General features: G+C 34.3%; 5 protein-coding genes. 4 read left to right on the top strand and 1 reads right to left on the bottom strand.

Annotation, left to right across the window (positions count from 1 at the left end; genetic code table 11):
* Nucleotides 1-285 precede the first annotated feature (285 nt).
* The gene (locus Cyrtocomes_RS05290; protein ID WP_322498149.1) at nt 286-1,149 is read left to right on the top strand and encodes a hypothetical protein; all 864 of its coding nucleotides are present in this window, start codon (nt 286-288) and stop codon (nt 1,147-1,149) included.
* Between the two features lie 457 nt (nt 1,150-1,606).
* Here the strand turns inward: Cyrtocomes_RS05290 and Cyrtocomes_RS05285 are convergent, their stop codons facing one another.
* Nucleotides 1,607-1,819: a cold-shock protein gene (locus tag Cyrtocomes_RS05285; protein ID WP_322498148.1), complete on the bottom strand. Its 213-nt coding sequence runs from the start codon at nt 1,817-1,819 to the stop codon at nt 1,607-1,609.
* A gap of 366 nt (nt 1,820-2,185) precedes the next feature.
* Between Cyrtocomes_RS05285 and ndk the strand changes: the two genes are divergently transcribed.
* Genes ndk through tsaB form a run of 3 tightly spaced genes read left to right on the top strand, consistent with a single transcriptional unit; the run spans nt 2,186 to nt 4,351 of the window.
* On the top strand, nt 2,186-2,584 hold the full coding sequence (gene ndk, locus Cyrtocomes_RS05280) for a nucleoside-diphosphate kinase (protein WP_322498147.1): 399 nt from the start codon (nt 2,186-2,188) through the stop codon (nt 2,582-2,584).
* On the top strand, nt 2,584-3,801 hold the full coding sequence (gene eno / locus Cyrtocomes_RS05275; protein ID WP_322498146.1) for a phosphopyruvate hydratase: 1,218 nt from the start codon (nt 2,584-2,586) through the stop codon (nt 3,799-3,801). Before ndk ends, eno begins: the two co-directional genes overlap by 1 nt.
* 28 nt (nt 3,802-3,829) lie before the next feature.
* Entirely contained in the window at nt 3,830-4,351 is a 522-nt protein-coding gene (tsaB, locus tag Cyrtocomes_RS05270; protein WP_322498145.1) for a tRNA (adenosine(37)-N6)-threonylcarbamoyltransferase complex dimerization subunit type 1 TsaB, read from the top strand.
* The last annotated feature ends 362 nt before the right edge of the window (nt 4,352-4,713 follow it).

Here is a 4,713-nt window from a genome sequence, read left to right as displayed (position 1 = left end):
AATCGACGCTTAGCATTACGATTTGAGAAATCCGATCTCTCTTTCCTTGCCTTTATAGCTTTAGCATCTATTAAATACAACCTTTGTTAACAGTGCCTAACACGTGTTGTACTATTTCTTATATTTGTCAATAGCTTTGTCCGGTATTTACATGCCAACTGCAGGCTGTCCAACTATCAGCTCGATATAGATACGATCTATCGAAATAAGAGAAAAGAATTAATTAATATATATTTAGAAGTACAAAAAGAGAAATATCCATTTATGTTTGATGGAGAATATCTTATGAAAAAGGAATTCGGTATGGCATTTCAAGATGTACGAAGCGCCGAAAATACACTTATAGAACTTAATACAGATAACGAATCCGAAGATAGCCACCAGCGGTATAGAAGCATAAAATGCGGTATTCAGAAAGATATAGTAGAATTAATAGATAATTTAGTCCAGAAAATAGAATCAGGCAAAAGAGAATATAACAACAAAACCAAGGATTTTATAAACCAACATGATAATAAACCGCCGGAGGATTTTCCTAAAAATGAAAAGGCCAGTAGTTATACATTCGAAGATAACATAAATAGCAATGCATCTGCTAATACATATAGAGCACCAGAGATTCATCAAATAAACTCATCTGCAAAACGCTTTTTTATACCTAAAATCAGCCTGGAATATGAGAATAAAATACTTACATCATCAGTATTATTTGGTGAGAATTCTGCTAAATACCTTGAGCTTGGCATGAAAATTAGCACTAATGTTAGCTTTAGTGTCTTATATTTATTATGCAATGCAAAAAGCCAAAATTTAGAAGAGAGCATACATATGAGGCTAGTCTCACTAAAACGGTTAAATATATATAATGATTTTTATGCTGCTTTTTTAATAGGAGACTTTTTATATTGCGCAAATATATCAGGTGATGGCATATCAGAAAATCTCTACGGCGAAAAGAAAGTACCATCTTTTGGCATTACCATTGGTAAAAAAATAGTATTAACAGATTCAATAAATCTACTATTTGAGTATTCTTTTATCCATACAAGCAAAAATACACTTAGCGTTACTTATAATAATACTTTTCATAAAGAGATCTGCTTTGGCCCTATACAGCTATTAGGTATCGGCATAAGCTTTAAGCTTTAAGCTTAAAGCTTAAAAACCCAAAATAAAATCAGTTGAGATTTGCTTGTAGATACCTTGTATCTATAGAGAAATGGTAACTTGATATAAATAAAATATTTACAAGGTTAGCTATATAACTCTTTTATGACGACTGATCTATAAATCAACCCTCTCTATACTCACAAGATCAGAATCTAGCCGAAAAGCTTTTACTTAATATAAAAAGCGGTATTATTAAAAGAATTGACGAATTCGATAAATCCATACAATACTTCATGCAAATACTTAAATGCCTAAATTTCAACTTAACTCACAATAGCGAACGTCTTTCAGTTTAAGTATTTATGAAATCATAAAGCTAAAGTACATAGCCGCTAGCAGAGTCTATGAATAGGTGTTCAGCGCTTAACCCAAGCAGGTATAAAGCGACTGAACACAACCAATAGGCTATATATGAAAGAAAATATCCCCCACCCTACTAAAGTAGCCTGAGCGCCTTAGCAGATTCCTTATTGTTAGAAATCGCTATCTCGAACTCAACCTTTTGGCCATTAACAAAGTTAGAAGTCGATATACCAGCTCTCCCGACTTCTGAGATGTGTACAAACACATCTTTTGATTTCCCATTCACCTCAATAAATCCATAACCCTTTGTAGGATCGAACCATTTTATTGTACCTTGTAGTTTCATATTGTAAAGTTATCGTAAGTAAGTCCGCCTCAGCCATAAGCCTTGCGGGTTCGCATGACATTATAAAGCATATAATTATAAAATGCACTCACTATTAGTTTGCGAAAATTGAGATAATAAAGATAACATTTATGATCCGCGCAATGTGTTATCTTGCAAATTTAGTATAAAACATTATCAGCTCCATAGATCACTAAAAGATACAGAACTTAATCTACATAATACCCATTAACATAACACATGTTAAATATTTCAATTACGTTATGTGATTTTATTAATTTACTCTATATAAATTAGGAATTATGGTGCTTGCAATTAACGCATTTTATTTGTTAACATGCGCGCATATTTTTTCTTATTTGTAAGATGGAAAGAACTTTATGTATAATAAAGCCTGATGCGTTTAAATATGGCTACGTATCTGGGATAGAGGCGGAAATAAAGAATGCAGGATTTAATGTGGTGAAGAGCCTCGAAAAGAGACTTTCCGAACAGGAAGCCAGGGAGTTTTATGCGGAACACGGCTCGAGGTCGTTTTTTCCTTCGTTGGTAAATTACATGACATCTGGGAGCGTTTTGATTTGTGTCCTTGAGCATGTTGATGGGATTAAAAAATTCAGAGAGCTCATGGGGGCAACCAACCCAATTGATGCAAAAGATGGAACAATAAGAAAAAAGTATGGAACTAGTATAGATGAAAATGCAATTCATGGCTCAGATTCTAAGGACGCAGCGCAGAGAGAAATAAAATTTTTCTTCGGTTAATGCATAAGATATCAAGAATAATTGGAAGGCAGATATTGGATAGTAGGGGGAATCCTACTATAGAGGTTGATCTTTATCTTGATACTGGAGCATGGGGTAGGGCGTCAGTTCCCAGTGGCGCGTCACTGGGATTAATGGAAGCTATTGAAAAAAGAGATGGTGACCTTACTTGCTTTAGAGGAAAAAGCGTTAACCGTATAGTTAACTCAGTAAATACGTATTTAGCAGACAGTTTAAGTAATAGAATTTTTGACACACAAGAGGCGTTAGATCATTTTCTAATTGCTTTAGATGGCACAAAAAATAAATCTAATCTTGGCGCAAATACTACTTTAGCCATTTCTCTTGCATTTGCAAAAGCAATTCAGCCAAAGCTTTTCCTTGGTATATTGGGGAATAATATAATAAGAAAAATGCCTGTTCCAATGTTAAACTTTATAAACGGAGGAGAGCATGCTCAAAACGAGCTAGATATACAGGAATTCATGATATTACCCACCTTCCAGGGAACATTTATGGATAAAATGGAAGTAGCTCATCAGATTTTTTACAAATTGAGAGATTTGTTGAGTAAAAATGGATATAGTACCGCACTTGGTGATGAAGGTGGGTTTGCACCAACCTTAAGAAATACCAAGGAAGCGCTAGACTTTCTTTCAGAAAGTGCAATTGAGTTTCAGGGAAAGGTCTATTTTGCTTTAGATTGTGCGGCAAACTCCTTTTTTAAGGAAGATCATTATTTATTTGAGAACAAAAAACTCTCAACGCAAGAAATGCTTTCTTATTATACAAAACTAGTGAATGATTATCCGATCATCAGCATGGAAGACCCATTTTCCGAGCGTGATTTAGATGGCTGGGTAGAAGCTACAAAATTATTAGGAAAAAAGATATTATTGGTAGGTGATGATATTTTTGTAACTAATAAGGAGTTATTTGATAAATATTCAAAAATGAATATTGCAAACTCTATACTCATCAAAATGAATCAGGTTGGTACATTAACTGAAACAATAGAGACGGCGGAGGCCGCAAAGGCAAGCGGCTATAAGATTATAGCGTCACACAGGTCTGGTGAAACAGAGGATGTCTCACTCTCACATTTAGCTATTGGCCTAGAAGCAGATTATATAAAAGCTGGCTCAATCTGTAGAACGGAAAGGGTATGTAAATATAATGAATTAATCCGTATAGAAAGTGAGCATCTTATTTATTGATACAGCCTTAAGGCAATGTATTGTTGCATTGAAGTGCGGCGATTCGTTTTTTTTTAGGATCTTATCTCAAGAAAATCAGCATGCAAGCAATCTAAATATACTAATAGACGAAGTATTAAATGAGGCAAAAATCTCTTACAGTGACCTTTCTATTGTTGTTGTAACGGTTGGGCCTGGGAGCTTTACAGGTATTAGAGTCGGAATGTCTGCTGCATATGCTATCAACGCAGTTTATGACACTGCGATATATGGGATTAGCACTTTAGAAATTTTTGCTTATATAAAAGAATGTAATTCAATTGTTAGCTCTGAAGCCGGTAGGGATAGATTTTACATACAACACTTTTCATCTGATAAGGTACCATCCTCACCAATACAACTATTCCATAAGGACGAACTGAACAACTATAATAGCTCTATAGCCGGAGCATACATTGGCGAGAGCTACAATGCTCACGATATTTTAAAGGCTTTTCACTATAAATTAAAAAATTTTCCCGTAGTAACGCAGCTACCCTCTCCTATATATATAAACAACGCAATATATTGATATACTGATAAGGGAGACCATACATTTCTCCCTCTCTACTTTATAGAAATATAATAAAGAAAGCATTGGCGCGTCCTAATCTAAAACTCATCTCTTAATCTAGAAATATTGAGCAAAATGCGCCATCATTTCTTGCTATTGTATAAATTAGAAATATTGTTTTGAGAACCCAATATCTCGTGAATTTCACGCTCGCTATATCTTATACTAGATAAATTTTAATATAAATTTATCTTATTAAGCAGTAGGCACTGTTAACAAAGGTTGTATTTAATAGATGCTAAAGCTATAAAGGCAAGGAAAGAGAGATCGGATTTCTCAAATCGTAATGCTAAGCGTCGATTTTCTTTGAGTTTAGCGAA

This window comes from Candidatus Cyrtobacter comes, from assembly GCF_034470605.1.
Lineage (GTDB): Bacteria > Pseudomonadota > Alphaproteobacteria > Rickettsiales > Midichloriaceae > Cyrtobacter > Cyrtobacter comes.
Note: the sequence above shows the minus strand (reverse complement) of the source record. Positions and strands in the feature narration are given on the sequence as shown.